Origin of the sequence: Halostagnicola larsenii XH-48, from assembly GCF_000517625.1 — an archaeon.
Lineage (GTDB): Archaea > Halobacteriota > Halobacteria > Halobacteriales > Natrialbaceae > Halostagnicola > Halostagnicola larsenii.
The window spans coordinates 194,185-208,623 of the sequence record NZ_CP007057.1 but is presented as its reverse complement, the minus strand read 5'-3'; the positions used below and the strand labels follow the sequence as shown (position 1 = coordinate 208,623).

Annotated in this window: 15 protein-coding genes and 1 pseudogene; 5 read left to right on the top strand and 11 right to left on the bottom strand. The window is 53.2% G+C overall.

Features of this window, described 5'->3' with window-relative positions; genetic code table 11:
* The first annotated feature begins 244 nt into the window (after positions 1–244).
* Both HALLA_RS20245 and HALLA_RS20240 read left to right on the top strand, forming a co-directional pair.
* Positions 245–1,207 carry a transcription initiation factor IIB gene (locus HALLA_RS20245; protein ID WP_084569101.1) on the top strand — a complete coding sequence of 321 codons (963 nt, stop codon included), beginning with the start codon at positions 245–247 and terminating at the stop codon, positions 1,205–1,207.
* A gap of 508 nt (positions 1,208–1,715) precedes the next feature.
* Positions 1,716–1,931: pseudogene (locus tag HALLA_RS20240) on the top strand (zinc ribbon domain-containing protein); the annotation flags it as partial.
* A 158-nt stretch (positions 1,932–2,089) separates the two neighbouring features.
* Here the strand turns inward: HALLA_RS20240 and HALLA_RS17285 are convergent.
* The 4 genes from HALLA_RS17285 to HALLA_RS17270 form a co-directional block, all read right to left on the bottom strand.
* Positions 2,090–2,464 carry a Rid family detoxifying hydrolase gene (locus HALLA_RS17285; RefSeq protein ID WP_049954749.1) on the bottom strand — a complete coding sequence of 125 codons (375 nt, stop codon included), beginning with the start codon at positions 2,462–2,464 and terminating at the stop codon, positions 2,090–2,092.
* A 98-nt stretch (positions 2,465–2,562) separates the two neighbouring features.
* Positions 2,563–3,372, bottom strand: a complete 810-nt coding sequence (locus HALLA_RS17280) for a creatininase family protein (RefSeq protein ID WP_049954748.1) — start codon at positions 3,370–3,372, stop codon at positions 2,563–2,565.
* Positions 3,369–4,532: a mandelate racemase/muconate lactonizing enzyme family protein gene (locus HALLA_RS17275; RefSeq protein WP_049954747.1), complete on the bottom strand. Its 1,164-nt coding sequence runs from the start codon at positions 4,530–4,532 to the stop codon at positions 3,369–3,371. The genes HALLA_RS17280 and HALLA_RS17275 overlap by 4 nt, the downstream gene beginning before the upstream one ends.
* 106 nt (positions 4,533–4,638) lie before the next feature.
* Positions 4,639–6,006, bottom strand: coding sequence for a GntP family permease (locus HALLA_RS17270; RefSeq protein WP_049954746.1), 1,368 nt, complete (start codon positions 6,004–6,006; stop codon positions 4,639–4,641).
* A 460-nt stretch (positions 6,007–6,466) separates the two neighbouring features.
* On the opposite strand from HALLA_RS17270, the gene HALLA_RS17265 reads away from it, so the two are divergent.
* Positions 6,467–7,237 (top strand): IclR family transcriptional regulator, encoded by a 771-nt coding sequence (locus HALLA_RS17265; RefSeq protein WP_049954745.1) that lies wholly within the window; start codon positions 6,467–6,469, stop codon positions 7,235–7,237.
* A 164-nt stretch (positions 7,238–7,401) separates the two neighbouring features.
* On the opposite strand, the gene HALLA_RS17260 is transcribed toward HALLA_RS17265, so the two are convergent.
* The 7 genes from HALLA_RS17260 to HALLA_RS17230 form a co-directional block, all read right to left on the bottom strand.
* On the bottom strand, positions 7,402–7,821 hold the full coding sequence (locus HALLA_RS17260) for a DUF1428 domain-containing protein (protein WP_049954744.1): 420 nt from the start codon (positions 7,819–7,821) through the stop codon (positions 7,402–7,404).
* Between the two features lie 591 nt (positions 7,822–8,412).
* Positions 8,413–8,871, bottom strand: coding sequence for a response regulator (locus HALLA_RS17255; protein WP_049954743.1), 459 nt, complete (start codon positions 8,869–8,871; stop codon positions 8,413–8,415).
* A 206-nt stretch (positions 8,872–9,077) separates the two neighbouring features.
* On the bottom strand, positions 9,078–9,239 hold the full coding sequence (locus HALLA_RS21850) for a DUF7576 family protein (protein WP_449272284.1): 162 nt from the start codon (positions 9,237–9,239) through the stop codon (positions 9,078–9,080).
* Between the two features lie 6 nt (positions 9,240–9,245).
* Positions 9,246–9,545: a HalOD1 output domain-containing protein gene (locus HALLA_RS21170; protein WP_084569099.1), complete on the bottom strand. Its 300-nt coding sequence runs from the start codon at positions 9,543–9,545 to the stop codon at positions 9,246–9,248.
* Between the two features lie 88 nt (positions 9,546–9,633).
* Positions 9,634–11,733, bottom strand: a complete 2,100-nt coding sequence (locus HALLA_RS17245; RefSeq protein WP_049954741.1) for a bacterio-opsin activator domain-containing protein — start codon at positions 11,731–11,733, stop codon at positions 9,634–9,636.
* Positions 11,734–12,217: 484 nt separating this feature from the next.
* Positions 12,218–12,559 (bottom strand): HalOD1 output domain-containing protein, encoded by a 342-nt coding sequence (locus HALLA_RS17235; protein ID WP_242406249.1) that lies wholly within the window; start codon positions 12,557–12,559, stop codon positions 12,218–12,220.
* Between the two features lie 78 nt (positions 12,560–12,637).
* The gene (locus HALLA_RS17230) at positions 12,638–13,288 is read right to left on the bottom strand and encodes a helix-turn-helix domain-containing protein (RefSeq protein ID WP_049954740.1); all 651 of its coding nucleotides are present in this window, start codon (positions 13,286–13,288) and stop codon (positions 12,638–12,640) included.
* 94 nt (positions 13,289–13,382) lie between these two features.
* Between HALLA_RS17230 and HALLA_RS17225 the strand changes: the two genes are divergently transcribed.
* Together HALLA_RS17225 and HALLA_RS21845 are read left to right on the top strand one after the other, a co-directional pair.
* Positions 13,383–13,865, top strand: a complete 483-nt coding sequence (locus HALLA_RS17225; RefSeq protein WP_049954739.1) for an Lrp/AsnC family transcriptional regulator — start codon at positions 13,383–13,385, stop codon at positions 13,863–13,865.
* A gap of 160 nt (positions 13,866–14,025) precedes the next feature.
* Positions 14,026–14,427, top strand: coding sequence for a DUF7344 domain-containing protein (locus HALLA_RS21845; protein WP_449272285.1), 402 nt, complete (start codon positions 14,026–14,028; stop codon positions 14,425–14,427).
* Positions 14,428–14,439: the final 12 nt, after the last annotated feature.

Sequence of the window (14,439 nt, the reverse complement as noted above, 5' to 3'; positions counted from 1 at the left end):
GAGTATTCACCGAACGTGTATTTGTTATCTTTCCAGGGTTAAATTGACTTTTCATAGTCCATTATGATACAGATTGATGAAAACTAAGCAATTCAAACCCTTGTTCTCCTAGTAGAACTCCTCACAACCATATTTGGTTTTGATTTTCGAAGTTAAAGTACCATAGAAAGATAACACAACTCAATTTCATCAGTTAAAATTCTCACAGTCTTTAACTCCCTGAGAGAGAATGTACAACTAACAAATGAAACGCCCCGCTCGCCAAAAGGAACGTGATGTGCAGACAACAGAGAAAACAGATGATCAAGAGGGCGTTCGCACTTGCCCTGAGTGTGAATCAAGTTCGCTTGTTCGAAGTTCGGACGAGAGCGAAGTAAGTTGCGAGGACTGTGGATTGATCCTCGAGGAAGAGACAATTGATCGAGGGCCAGAATGGCGGGCGTTCAATCACTCGGAGCGCAATAACAAATCTCGTGTTGGGGCTCCAACGACCCAGACGATGCACGATAAGGGGTTGACCACAACGATCGACTGGCAAAACAAAGATGCCTACGGACGGTCGCTCTCTTCGAACAAGCGAAGTCAAATGAACCGGCTGCGGAAATGGCAAGAACGGATTCGAACAAAGGATGCTGGCGAACGAAATCTTCAGTTCGCCCTCTCCGAGATTGATCGAATGGCTTCTGGATTAGGGGTTCCTCGGTCCATTCGCGAAGTTGCTAGTGTCCTCTATCGGCGTGCTTTGGAGGAAGACCTCATTCGGGGGCGCTCTATTGAGGGGGTCGCCACGAGTGCACTATATGCAGCCTGTCGTATGGAAGGTGTTCCACGATCACTCGAAGAGGTATCAGCTGTATCACGCGTTGATCAGAAAGAGATTGGACGAACATACCGATATATCTCCCAAGAACTCAGCCTCGAGATGAAACCCGTTGATCCGAAAAAATATGTGCCCCGATTCTGCTCTGAACTCGAGTTACCGGAGGAAGTACAGGTAAAAGCCAACGAAATCATCGACACGTCTGCTGAGAAAGGACTACTTTCAGGAAAGTCACCAACCGGATATGCTGCAGCTGCAATTTACGCGGCGAGTCTTCTTTGTAATGAAAAACGGACACAACGGGAGGTCTCTGATGTTGCCCAGGTAACGGAGGTTACGATTCGGAACCGTTATCAAGAGCAAATTGAGGCAATGGGAATCCATTGAATGAACTGATTTGATGCTATCGTCTCAAGCCTCGTGGCATCCGCCTTGATCCGGGATCTTTTAATTCGAATTTCTCTTCTGAGAGACCCATCCTAGTTCTCTGTCATACGCTGAACAGGCGCAATACCATGCCTTTAGGCAGGGTGGATGTTATTGAAAATCTTCGGCAAGCAATCGCTGAATCACATCATCAAATGTTTCCCCGAGCTCCTCTCGCCCGTTCAACTCACGCCAAGTATCTGCACTAGCAGCGTTCGAAAAATCCCAGAAAGGGGATGAAAACAATATGTAAACGTTGGGCTCTAGTGAATCACTAGAATACTCGGCAGTCGGCTTTGTCCAAATGTATCTCACAAACACTTGGAGTGCAACCTGCACTAGTCTTTGATTCTTGGGCCCCTTACACCGGTAGTGTTCAGATACGACTGTGAGTTATCGCCAGAACTGGGTTGGCAGTCTTCCAACTTGGAGTCTCCGCTCGGCCGCCGAGTTGAATCAGCACCTACTGTTCATTCACGAGGAAAACCGCAATGGTGACGAGTTCGAGTGTCTGAAATGCGGGAAGCAACTTCACAGCGATTACAACGCCGCTCGGAACATCGGGTGGCGACTTGTTCAGCACTGGCTCAAGTCTGGTGCTGAACGAGCCACCAGTCAACTGGCTCTCAAGTCAGGGACGTTGAACGCGAATGGTCGTTTCCGACCTACCGAGTTACTCGGTTAGAGCGGGAGTCCACTGACAAGCCTCGGGGTCAAGCCCCGAGGCAGTTGACGACAGGGAGAATGTCAACCAGTTCCGTCGACTTCCTCGGCAATCGCCTCGCAGAACGCTTCACGCGTCGGGAGCACCTAGTGGCTGCTCAGGCGAGTGCGATTATGTCTTTACTGCTCCGCGATGACCTCGATCTCGACGTCGATGGGGACTGGGAGCGAGGAAACCTCGACCGCACTTCGGGCTGGGAATGGCGGGTTCATGTACTCGCCGTACACCTCGTTGACCGCCTCGTAGGTGTCCATGTCCGTCACAAACACGGTAGCCTTGACGATGTCGTCGAGCGAGCAGCCAGCGGCGTCGAGTACGGCCCTGACATTTTCGAGCGTTTGTTTCGTCTGTTCGCGAACGTCGCCGTTGATTATGTCGCCTGATTCGGGATCGATCGGGCCTTGGCCCGAGACGTAGACTGTTGAGTCAGTCACGAGTCCCTGGGAAAACGGCCCGATGCTTTCTGGTGCTGCTGTCGTCGAAATTTCTTTCATGATTGGATGTGAATCGGTGTGGTCTCGGCTATTCTGTGGGCTGTACACGACTCCTCTTCGGACAGGTCTTAGCGGGCAGCGGGTTGCCCAACGAGAGGTTAGTCGGTGTTCCGTTCGTGCACCTCCAGCAGGAGATCCGCAAGGGCCTCTGTCGATCCCTTGAAGAGTCGTTTGCCGGTAGCTTCGTCCGCGACGTCTGGGTCGCCGATAGCTCCGCTGTCAGAGTAATCTTCGAACGGCCGGTACACGGACAGCGGCCCCCCACTGACAAGATCGTCCCCGGCCAGATCGTACTGCTCCTCCCAGTACGTCGCGGGCATTGACTCCGTATCGACGAGCTCTGGATGGAGGTGCAGCATTAACGACGTCTCGAACTCCCCACCATGGGCCATCCCGCCCATCTCGCTGTCACGGATTTCCTCAACAAGATCAGCCACCAGCTCGAAGTATGTGAGCCCGAGGACCTCCACCGCCGGGTGTTCGCGTCCGATCTCCGACACGGCGGCGTCGATGAGCGGGCCGTTCCCTCCGTGGCCGTTCACTAGTACCAGTGCGTCGAACCCATTCGTGAGCCCCGAGTCTGCAGTGTCACGGACCAGGTCGAGCAGCGTGTCGAATCCGGCGGTGAGCGTCCCGCCGAACGAGCAGTGGTGGGGGGAGTAGCCCGGCCTGAGCGGAGGTGCGACAAGGATAGGAGCGTCGTCCGCGACGCGCTTTGCAGCCGTTGTCGCTACGCTATCGGCTAGCAGCGTATCGGTCATGACGGGGAGGTGCTTTCCGTGCTGTTCGACGCTGCCGACTGGAACGACGAGAACGGATCCTGCCGCTGCTCCCACAGCCCCGATATCGGCCGCAGACTGCGCCCCGAACGAGACCATCTCGTCTAATTGTGCGGTCGGATGGGTCATGCGATACGGTACTCCTCGATACGGTCTCGATCGACTTCGACACCCAGTCCGGGATCGTCAGGGACGGACAGCGTTCCGTCGGAAATTTCGAACGGGTCGGCGATTACGTCGTCTTCCCAGCCGTAGTAGACCGAATCTGGAGGTAACGCGAAGCCGGGAATCCCTTGGACGGAATGGAGGATCGCCGCCGTTCTCACGCCGAGGTCGAACGCGCAGTGATGCGCGATAGGTATCCCTGCGTCCTCCGCGATGGCAGCCTGCTGACGAAGCCCAGTAATTCCCCCTGCCGGGGTCAGATCGAGCACGGCGACATCGATGGCTCCTGCGTCGATAAGTCGGCGGAGGTTGTGTGGAATATAGGTGTCCTCGTTCGGGCCCATCGGCTGTCGCGTTTGGTTTTTCAGGCTAGCCAGTGACTTGTGTGCGTCAACGCGGATGGGCTGTTCCATGTACTGGAGATAGATTCCCGCGTCGGTAAGCTCCGACCCGACACGAATCGCTTGGTCGATCGTCCAGCCCTGATTGGGATCGAGGCGGAACTCGAGTTCGCCGTCTACCTCGTCGTGCATCGCTTTAATGCGGGCTACGTCATCCTTCCAGTCACGCCCGGCTTTCGTCTTCAGCACGGAGTAGCCCGCATCGAGCACTTCTGCGGCGCGCCGTCTGGATTGCTCGGGAGCGAGGATACCGAGGCAGTAGGCGACCTCGACATCGCGGACGTCCCCATAGTCAGTCTGATGATCTCGGTGTTTCATGTCCGTTTGACTCGGCGCGGTCCAGCCGCCGAGTAGCTCGTACACCGGTTTGCCGAGCGATTTGCCGACGATGTCCCAACACGCGACCTCCACTGGAGCGAAGAACATGTCGGCGTTCGCGTACTCGATGAATACCTGTCGCCTGAGCTTCTCCAGTTCGAACGGAGACTGTCCAACGACGAGTGGACGAATGCCCTCTTCGATGATCGAGACGGAGGCCTCGGGCGTGAGGAAGACGCGAACCTCTCCCCATCCGGAGATACCCTCGTCGGTGTCGACCCGGACGAGAACCCGGTCCATGTCCGTCAGCGAGTTATGATTCGTTACGTACGGCGCGATACCTCCGTCTTCGAACGGAACGAGCGGAACGTTGACCGCAAACGCTTCGATATCTGTGATCTTCATAGGTAGCTGTAATAGGTCTCTTCAATACTGAATCGTCCGATACGACCGCGGATAGAGGATTCGGCACCAACCACCAACTCCAGTTTCAGGCCGGTAGTGTGCTCCATCATGCGAGCGGCATCACCGTCGAGAAGCCGAGAGTGAAGACGAGCCCAAAGACAGCGATCAGTGTCGTCACGACCGTCCAAGTCTTCAACGCCTCTGTCTGTGTTAGCCCGCCGATCTCGGTAATAATCCAGAACCCACCGTCGTTGTACCAGGATAGGATGTTCCCACCGGCCCCGATGGCCATCACGAGGTACGCCGGGTGGACCGACAGTTGACCAACGAGCGGGGCGACGATCCCGGCGGTCGTCAGCATAGCGACGGTCGCGGACCCCTGTGCGATGCGAACCGCAGCAGCGATGATCCATGCGGTAACGATAAGGCCGAACCCCAGCTCCTGCAGCGCACTGGAGATGTACCCGCCGACACCGGCCGCGGCGAGCATCCCGCCGAATGCCCCACCGGCACCGACGATGGCGGCGATGTTACCGCCCTCCTTCAGCGCCTCAGTGAGTTCGTCCGCCCACGTCTCTAAGTCGTGGGTCTTCACCCGATAGAACGTGATGGCGGAGACGAGCGCGGCAACGGTCAACGCAAAGTTCGGATTCCCGAGAAAGGCGAATATCGAGACGACTTGTGTGCTTGACGAAACGAACGTGTCCGTGACGGTCTGTGCCCCGACCAGTATGATGGCCAGGAGGATCGGCAGCGAGGCCTCGAAGACGCCGGGAAGGTTTTCGGAGGATTGCTGGGAAATCTCCTTGAGCTCCTCGGTAGTCGTCCCCATCGTGTCGCGAAGCGGGATGTTGATCCGCCTCGAGATGAACTTGCCGTAGACCAGCCCCGAGAGGATCGCCGTCGGAAACCCAACCATGAGCCCGACGAGGATCGTCGTTCCGAGGTTCGCCTCGATCTCGGCCGCGACAGCGAGCGGTCCGGGGGTCGGCGGGACGAAGACGTGCGTCGTCGCCGCAGCAGCGCAGATCGCGACGATAAACAGCGAGTAGCTATGTCCGACTCGAGCCCGCATTGAGCGGGCCAGCGGCGCGAGTAGGTAAAACACGTTCCCGAAGAAGACGGGGATCGCGAGCACGAATCCACTCCCGAATAGTGCGTATTCCCCCTTGTCCTCGCCTGTGATCGACGTGAACGAGCGGATGATACGCTCTGCTGCTCCGCTTTCGAGCATTGTCTTTCCGATTACAGCGGCCATCAGGATTGGTATCCCCACACCGGCGAAGGTGTCACCGAAGGACGTCGCCGTTTCAGTTGCCACGTCGGCCAGCGGGACTTCCGGCGCAACGATCCCGACGACGAACGTCGAAATTATCAACCCGATGAACGCTGGTAACTTAAGTCGGACGAGTAGTAGTATTGTCGTAACTAATCCAACACCGAACGCCACCAACGGGGCATGTTCAAATGCCATGTCCAACCCCTGTTATTGGAAGATTATAAAGGTATATGGCTTCTATGAGTTATTTTCAAGAGTTTTTCCACGAATCTGTTCCGATAGTGTGAAAAGCCTCAAACAAATCTCCTGGACAGCTAATCCACCGAGGGCTCTGAATTCCGTGCTTATTCCATGCTAATCTTTATCATTTCCTGTTCCGATATCGTGAAATACTATACGCTCGACTTCCGAATTTATCATCGGTAATTGATAATTTCCGATCAGAGCGAATTAGAGCGCCAGGTGACGACAGAACGTTCGTAGTGGTCGCGTTGAACGCTCAAACTTCGAAGTTTCTCGATCCGTTGCACCCTAATAGTGAGACCAGCGTAGAGCAGCCTCCGTATCTTGGCTATCACACGGTTTTCGGCATGATCGAAAAGAGAATCGATACAGCAGAAGAACCTTTTTGTCTATTCCAAAATGACACAGTGGCATGAGTAGCAATCACACACAAAAGACGATTAGCGCGGTCGAAACCTCGTTCGACATCCTGAGGGTGCTTGACGAGCTGGAACCTGCAGGCGTCTCGGAGATCGCAGAACAGCTCGATACGTCTACGAGCACTGTGTTCACCCATTTAAACACGCTCCGTGAAGAGGGGTATCTCGTGAAAGACGGCACGACGTATCGCCGCTCGCTTCAGTTTTTAGCTGACGGTGGCGTCATCAAACAGCGCTGTGAGGCGGCGCAACTGCTCGAAAGTAAGGTTGTCAAGTTAGCGAATTCGACAGGTGAAATCGCCGGTGCTGCAGTCGAGGAACGGGGGAAGCGGGTTATCTTGGCCCGAAGTGCAGGTGACATGGCCGCCGGTGACGAACTGCCTATCGGAAACCATACGCATCTGCACTGGACGTCCCTAGGAAAGGCCCTTCTTGCACACATCCCGGCATCACGGCGTTCCACAATCATCGAACGCCACGGCCTTCCCCGGGGAACTGAACGGACGTTCACGGACCCTGATAAACTCGAACGCGAACTCGAGCGGATTCGTCAGCAGGGATACGCGGTAGACGACGAGGAGCACCTGCGAGGCGTACGGGGTATCGCGGTCCCGATCCTTGACGACGACCGAAACCTCGTGTCTGCTATCGGCATCACGGGACCGCGGAATCGCTTCACATCGTCGTACCTGATTGATCTACTCGACTCACTAGAGTACGCTAAAAACGAGATCGAGGTTAGAAGCCAGTATTACGGAAATTGAACTCCCACGTCTGAACAGTATTGGCGAAATGTCCGAGTGGTAGACTATTTCACATGAGCCGGTGCAACACAATCTGTTCAGTTGGGATTAATTGGAATTCGGCGCTAAGTCCCCTTCCTCAAGGAGCGAACGGCGTAAACCGTGAGCGAGTAAGGTGGGGTAGTTCACTTCTCGCCCGGTGTTGCTGATTCAATGCCACCGGTTGGTGCTTCGTAGTTGACGATGGAACGAAAACCGCCGTACGACATGCGCTCCGTGTCGAAGGGCATCTCCTCATCGAAGCTGTCCGGATCCATCGCGGGGTCTTCCATCACCTTCGCGTTCACCTCGTCGCGGTGGTCCCGCGACTCAAACACGATAAATGAGAACACGACCGTTTCGTTGTCTCCTGTTTCTGCGAGTTGTGGGAAGGTCATCATCGGCATCCCATCCATGTCGGGTTCCATGTCGTCTCCGACCCCTTCGAAGTACTCGAGAGCACCGTGTTCAATCCAGAGTTTTCCTGCCTCGTCGGCCATTTCGCGGTACGCATCGAGTTTATCATTCGGAATTGGGATGACGAAGCCATCAACGTAGCGTTCCATACCCTTCGTATAGGACGCGACGGGAATTGAACTTTTCTCTCACCGACAGATATCTCTCGGTCAGTTGTATATGCCCTCTATATCTTACAGACGGTTCTTGACAGGAATCGGGTAGATTTCGACCCGAACTGGTATGTGTGTCTCCTGTACTGAGCGGTAACTATATGTGCGAACTATCCGTCACCATACCATGTATCCATTGACAGGAAACAGTTAACCTGGATAATCACAAAAAGTACTGTAGAGATGGCGCCGGAAGATGAGCAACAGCGGGCAGCAGCAGTGTGCGAAAACTGTGGGACTGCTCATGCAGTGCGTCTCGGGCCTGACGGTGAAATACGGCCAATTGGGAGTGGACGGGATGACACTTGCACGTGTGGCGATGACGATCTCCGCATTCTCAGCAACGATGAGTCTGTTCTTGAAGACGTAGATAGGTGAAAGAAAGAATAGATGAACGCATTGGTAACTATATTCTCTGTACTGATGGTAACTACGTGTGAGGATTCATAACTCACCATGATGAATGAGAGTTGTTACTGCCTACCCCTTGTCCCGAGATCTGGTGTCGGCCGTTACTCGATTAACATCTCATTCGGCTTCAGGGAGTTCAACTGATTGGAACCAGAAATCCCAGAATGCCTGGACCATCTCAACGAACTCATCTGGATCAGCTGGCTTCGTCAGATACGCATTTGCACCGCACTCGTACGCTTGACGAATATCTTTGTCTGCCTGAGAACTTGTTAAGATGATTGTCGGAACATATGTGAGATTATCTTCATCAAGTTCACACAAAACATCAATCCCATTGACCTGAGGAAGGTTCAAATCAAGAAAGATGAAATCGGGAGACGGGACGTCTGTGTACTCGCCTCGCTGATGAACAAAATTTAACGCCTCTACCCCATCAGTAACGACATGAAGCTCTTGATCGATATCTGCCCTCTTCATTGCTTCCTGCAAGAGCCGAACGTCGCCATGGTTGTCTTCTATGAGGAGAATGTGAGCCATTGAATCAGTAGCAGCGCCAGTGGCTCTCTCACTCATTCTTCGATTTTCTCAGTAACAAGTTGCTGCCGAGGATTTCCTTAGGGGCAGGAGAACTGTCCACGGTTTCGATTGAGTGGCCTGTGTCGAGAAAGTGGTCAAGTGCTTTGCGGGATTGGTTGTCTCGATCTCTACCGTCGGTCTTGCTCGTGTACCAGTCGCAGTGGAGGCAGTATTTCATTTGTGGGAATCGTGTCGTTTTCGGGTTATTCTTGTTGCCAGTTGTCTCGGCATATCGGCTCACAGAACGTGAGCATGTGCGGTTCGTCGTTTTCTACGATGAGTGCGGGATGCCAGTCGTCTGTCTCAATTACATCTCCACAGTAGTCACATCTCGTAACTGATTCTCCTGTTTTACAGGTCTCCATAACGAATCAATCTAGACTGGTCAGATTGGCCTGTACCTCAATCTGAGATTCACAGGAAGTCGCCTCAACGGTCCCGTCAGCAAAGACGGTTACATCGCAGCCCGCGTACTCAAACGCCACTGATCCCGTTGCGCGTTGAGATCCAGTATTCGTCGGCTCGAAGAGTGCGTTAATGCTCTCCGGGTCAATGGTGTTGAAGAGCGGATCAAGCTCTAGCGGGTCAGTATTGGTTGTTTCTGCGACCGCGTGCGTTACTCGCTGACTCACTGGTGCAGATTCGGGCAGTTGGAAGTTTGACTGGGACATCTACACTCCCTACTTACAGACCTCCACGGGTAGGGGTTGCCAGTATCACGCTACCCCTGGAGACCTGGAGGGGCTATGATCATAGCACCTACTCGTCCTCGTCCTCGTAGACCATCGAGAGAAACTCCTCTTCGCTCGAGCGGATGTGGCGGCTCACAGTCGGTTGCGCGATACCGAGAATATCGGCCAGTTCCGCTGATTTCGTCGCGCGGGGCCACTCGAAATACCCTGCGTAGTACGCCGTTTGTAACACCTCGTCTTGACGCTCGGTGAGGCGCTCCCTGTACTCGGCTTCGAACTCTTGGGCAGTCATGATCGGTTCGTCATATTCCCGGCGTGCAACGAGATCAACATCCCCGAGACGTTCTTCTAAGAGTGCGTCGAACGTGCGTGGGTCGGCACTCTGTGGAATACGGATCACAATCTGTGTTGAATCAGGAGTGGCAATCGCATCAAGAACCATTGCCCCGCGTTGAAGGAGTTGCGACCAGACTGTTGACTCATCAAGAATGCATTCGAACAAACACTCTTCGTCACGATCAGTTAGCAAGCGGAGATCCGATATGTAGGGCTGTTTCTCAGCCCACACAACCATCTCTTCAGGGTCGCAACCTTTGTTAGCAAAGAACATTGTTGTCCTCCCATCTCGCCGCTCAACAAGATTTTCGAGATGGAACTCCCCTTTCACTTCAGTCGTCATAGCGAACAGTGAATCCGTCCGTTCGTGAACGTCAAATGCAAGTTCAATGGATTGCTCGCTCGTGAAGGCTTGTCTCCGTTCTTCTGCATTGAATGCGTACCCAATCATCTCGCCGAGTTCCTGGAGAACAGCAACCTCTAGTTGATCGAATACGTTAGGCTCTGCGGCATACAGAGATAACACGCCGTATAACGTGTCCTGATACACAACGGGGACAGTGATCATTGATCGATACCCGTGTTGGATTGCTGATTGCCGCCACGGTTCGAACGGTGGGTCTTGCTGGATGTTGTTACGGACTTGCGGTGTTCGTTCGTGAATGGCGTGTCCGATCGGCTCATGCTCGGTTGGCTCCTCAGCAACGATAATTGTGAGCTCATCTAGGTACGTATCGCCGGTACCAGCAGATGCTTCTGGAAGAACCTCCTCACTGCTAGGTTCAAGTGCGCCGAGCCACGCAAATTCATACGGCTCTGAGGCTGCAAGTCTCGCGCAGACTTCTTCAGCGATTTCAGCCCGGGTGTGTGAATTCGTAAGTACTTTCGTCAAATCCCGAATGTCGGTGTTGAGCCGTTGAACACGGTCCAATGATTGCGTCTGTTCTTCAAGTTGTTCCTTCTGGTCTTCGAGATCGGATTCGCGGGTAATACGTTCGAGTGCCGCGTAGGTGTTTGAGACGAGGAGATTCAACAGTGAAACGTCTGACTCGCTGAACGCGTGAGCGTCGGTCGCGCCGACTATGAAGACGCCGTATGAATCGATAGGAAGGATGAGTGCGGCTCGAAGCGGTGTGTTCGCCATATCAATATCATCACGTGCGGATACGTCCGGGATCACCTCCATTTCTTGCTGGGCAAACGCAGCCCAGGTCGGTGATTGGTCACCGCTGAACAATCGCCCGTCAGTAGTGAGGTTTTCTACTGTCGGTGTCCAGGAGCACGGTTCGAGGCGACCTGCCTCGTCATCGTATAATTCGACTGCTGCAATCGGGTACTCGAATAGTACATCGGCTGTCTCAACGGTTGAGTCACAAATACTGTGAGAAGAGTCAGCGGCTGCATGCTCTTGTGAGAGACGATTCAAGGCTTCAAGCTGCCTTTCTGGAGATTGCTGGTCAGTCCTATCACGGATTATCGCAGACATGTACTGGCTCCCGTCTTTTTCGAACTCGGTGAAAATAACGTCTAATGAGAGTTCGTGACCATCACGGTGGCGACCGTGGAGTCGCACGCTGGCTGTGGTCTGTTCTACAGTTGAATCAGACAGATGCGTGTCAATCCCGCGATGATCAGTTTCGTCGTCAGTATCAGACAGCAACATGCTGAATGGCTCCCCAAGAATCTCGTCTGGGGAATACCCAAATATGTCTTCTACGTGTGGGTTTGCGAACTGGATCGTTGCGTCAGAAGAGATGGCGATAATTCCAGCATTTGCGGCCTGAACGAGGGTCTCAAAGTCCCATTCGGGGGATGGGGAATTAGAAGTCAATAGCAGGTGTCCGCCACCGGGAGACTTGAATTTTCGGCTTGAATTCTGTTAGTAGATCAAACTATTTCTCGGTGGAAGGAATGAGAGAGAATGTTAGGGGAATATCACGAAGATTTTTGCTTGATGATCGTATGGACGTGAAATCACGCGCTGAACAATTGAGACGAAGCTTATTGCATTATTTCACAGATGGATTTTGTATCTAGCGTATCAAAATCACTTCCTCTTCGGACCACATCCGCATTCCGATCGAACGTAACAAACCCGTCAGCTTCTAACTCGAGAAGATGAACGTGATGGAGTTCGTAGACGAGGGTAACGTACTCCATAGGGCGAAGGATTTCTTCGTCCCGAAGAATCGGGGTTGCAGGGATTGTTTTATCGTCCAACAAGGCAGCTATCACTCGCTCCTTTTGCTCTCGAAGCACATTCGTAAACTGTGTACTGGGCTCAGATATTCGTTCAGCCATTGCCATACTCCCGATTACGCGTTCGTTATCGGGCTGACCTCGATTGTTCCCTCGCTAAACACGGTCACGTCAAACCCCTCATACGAAAAAGAGAGACAGCCACTCCTCATCCCGTCGGTGGCTGTCTCTGAGAACAGGTCGTCAAGTGCCTCCATATCAATCACAAAATGGAGTGGGGAGAGCTCAATAGGATCTCTGTCGTCGATTGCGGCCACCATCGCAACGACTGCGAGACTTGGTTGATCGCGCCTGCTGTCGTACTCCGCTCGGAACGCGTCCTCGTCTGCATCGAACTCGATATCGTTCATCGAGTCCACAATCTCGATGGCACCGACTGATTCTTGGGTGGATTCCATCACCAGAACAGAGGGTCTCCATTTGGATGACAGTAGGTTTTGCTTACGCAATACACTTTTAAGTGGTATCGATGCCGGTCACTCCTGGGTCGTTACAAGCGTGCTCGCGACGAGCCGTCGAAGACCGCGCTGTAAACGCGATGAAACCGCCTGTCGAGTGATCTCGAGTTCATCGGCGATATCGTCTTGGGTGGCATCTCGGGGCGAGTTGAAATACCCGCGGGAGTAGGCGAGCACCAGCGTTGTCCGTTGGCCCTCGGTCAAATCGAATTCCCGGTCTGACTTGAGCGGTGAGAGCGCGTGGAGTTGAGTGAGTTCGATGGGTATCTCGTTTGCCCGACAGTACGATTGGAATTCGGAGACCTTCTTCTGATCGCTACTCCTGACTTCGAACGTCCAATTCTCCGCATCTCCCAGTCCAAAAAGGAGCGTGACGTCGGTGTTGACGATGGCGGTTAGAACACTTTCGTGGTTGAGGTTCCACTCGATCCGGACGAACATTTGCTCTTCTAACTCATCTATTACCCTAAACTCATCAACAGCTTCATCATCGCTCGGATCAGCCGTGAGTTCACCGATGTTCTCCGAGTGAACCCAGAAGTACGGTATGACAGCATCGTTCGTCGGAACGACGCGGTCCAGTTCGATGCTGGCGTCTGGTAACTCTTCGAAGAGAATATTCAACGGGAATTCGGGTTGATCAACGGTGAACGAGGCCTCTATAGCCATAGGTTTGATTAACTACGAGCCTCCTTTTGAGTTTCTCGTTGCTACTGCATTGTACGGGCAAACGCTCTTTGGTCAAACGACGATACGACCGACTATGGCTGGCATCGAACTTGATGAGGTTGATCGCTCAATCCTCCACGAACTCCAAAAAAATGCGCGCAGGGTTACTGCCGAAGAAATGGGCGAGACCGCTGGTGTCTCCGCGAGCACCATCCGGAATCGGATTGGGAAATTGGAAGATGCAGGCGTTATTGAGGGATACCATCCACACATCGACTACGAAGCAGCGAACTTTCAACTCCACCTATTCGTCATTTGCCGGGCATCACCTGCCGAACGTGCGAAAGTTGCCGAAGAAGCATTGAAAATCATCGGTACAGTCACGGTTCGTGAGATGCTAAGTGGGGCAGAAAATATTCATATCGAGGCTATCGCTGAGAGTTCCGATGCGGTCGATACTGTTACGGAGAAAATAGATAAACTCGATCTCGAAATCGTCAGCACAGAGATTGTAAAAGAGGAACACGTACAGCCCTTCAACCATTTCGGCCCTGCACCCAGCACCGATGAGGAGTAAGTCCATCTCGAGTAAAGTACCACGGGTCACCTGACCCGTGGAACTCTCGCTGTTCTCTTTAGATGCTACTCCAATCCCCAGTTGGCCAGATTGTTGAAAACACTACAATCCCCCCAAATAGCCTGTGGAAAGCGCAATCTCCAGTGGTGGGGCACCCACAATGCGCTTTTTCATACGAACCATTAGTATATACGTGACTATGGATTCCCCAAATGGGCCGGAAATCAGAAATACTCAGATGGAACATTTGTCCTTCGACACGGTCTTTTCGCTTCTCTCTCACCGCCGTCGTCGAGTAGTTCTCGAGTTACTCCTCACTCACGATCGAGCTCTAACCCTCCGGGATCTCCGTAATGGGATCGTTGAAAAGGAACATGGCGCGGAGATTGTTGCGGTTAACAACGACCAGGTCAAACAAACTCTGGTATCCCTCCATCACATCCATATCCCAGTGTTAGCTGAAGCAGGACTAGTTATCTATGATCAAGATCGGATGATCGTGGAACCAACGGAGAAAATTGGTCTGCTAGAACCCCTCCTTTCGTATTCGTCGAACAAATAAACTGATAGACAT

Coding starts and splice junctions, on each gene's coding strand:
- HALLA_RS20245 (WP_084569101.1), top strand. CDS start 245: ATGAAACGCCCCGCTCGCCAAAAGGAACGTGATGTGCAGACAACAGAG.
- HALLA_RS17285 (WP_049954749.1), bottom strand. CDS start 2,464: ATGAAAGAAATTTCGACGACAGCAGCACCAGAAAGCATCGGGCCGTTT.
- HALLA_RS17280 (WP_049954748.1), bottom strand. CDS start 3,372: ATGACCCATCCGACCGCACAATTAGACGAGATGGTCTCGTTCGGGGCG.
- HALLA_RS17275 (WP_049954747.1), bottom strand. CDS start 4,532: ATGAAGATCACAGATATCGAAGCGTTTGCGGTCAACGTTCCGCTCGTT.
- HALLA_RS17270 (WP_049954746.1), bottom strand. CDS start 6,006: ATGGCATTTGAACATGCCCCGTTGGTGGCGTTCGGTGTTGGATTAGTT.
- HALLA_RS17265 (WP_049954745.1), top strand. CDS start 6,467: ATGAGTAGCAATCACACACAAAAGACGATTAGCGCGGTCGAAACCTCG.
- HALLA_RS17260 (WP_049954744.1), bottom strand. CDS start 7,821: ATGGAACGCTACGTTGATGGCTTCGTCATCCCAATTCCGAATGATAAA.
- HALLA_RS17255 (WP_049954743.1), bottom strand. CDS start 8,871: ATGAGTGAGAGAGCCACTGGCGCTGCTACTGATTCAATGGCTCACATT.
- HALLA_RS21850 (WP_449272284.1), bottom strand. CDS start 9,239: ATGGAGACCTGTAAAACAGGAGAATCAGTTACGAGATGTGACTACTGT.
- HALLA_RS21170 (WP_084569099.1), bottom strand. CDS start 9,545: ATGTCCCAGTCAAACTTCCAACTGCCCGAATCTGCACCAGTGAGTCAG.
- HALLA_RS17235 (WP_242406249.1), bottom strand. CDS start 12,559: ATGGAATCCACCCAAGAATCAGTCGGTGCCATCGAGATTGTGGACTCG.
- HALLA_RS17230 (WP_049954740.1), bottom strand. CDS start 13,288: ATGGCTATAGAGGCCTCGTTCACCGTTGATCAACCCGAATTCCCGTTG.
- HALLA_RS17225 (WP_049954739.1), top strand. CDS start 13,383: ATGGCTGGCATCGAACTTGATGAGGTTGATCGCTCAATCCTCCACGAA.
- HALLA_RS21845 (WP_449272285.1), top strand. CDS start 14,026: ATGCGCTTTTTCATACGAACCATTAGTATATACGTGACTATGGATTCC.